Annotated in this window: 1 pseudogene; it reads left to right on the plus strand. The window is 61.6% G+C overall.

Annotation, left to right across the window (positions count from 1 at the left end):
* Positions 1-217, plus strand: a pseudogene (locus tag JYA52_RS00110) (hypothetical protein); the annotation flags it as partial.
* Positions 218-281 lie beyond the last annotated feature (64 nt).

Raw genomic sequence — 281 nt, forward strand, 5'->3', positions numbered from 1 at the left:
CCAGCTGAAGCTCATCCCGGTCATCAACCCGCCCGAGGCACTGGGGCTGGTCCTGCCGGTGGCCACACTGGCCATCCCGATCTCGGCTCCGCTGGCGCAGGTGCTGATCCGCAGCATCGACGACGTCCGCACGCAGCCGTTTGGCCAGTGCGTGAATCCGCTGACTGTTGTGGATCCTGGATGCTTCTATTCGCTTCATGATCAGGATCCCCTCTAGATCGTTAGGTCCGGTGTGGACGGTGGTGCTTTGTGTTCTAAGAGTCGCGCGGAGGACTTAAGCG

The sequence above is a fragment of the Arthrobacter pascens genome, from assembly GCF_017052465.1.
Lineage (GTDB): Bacteria > Actinomycetota > Actinomycetes > Actinomycetales > Micrococcaceae > Arthrobacter > Arthrobacter pascens.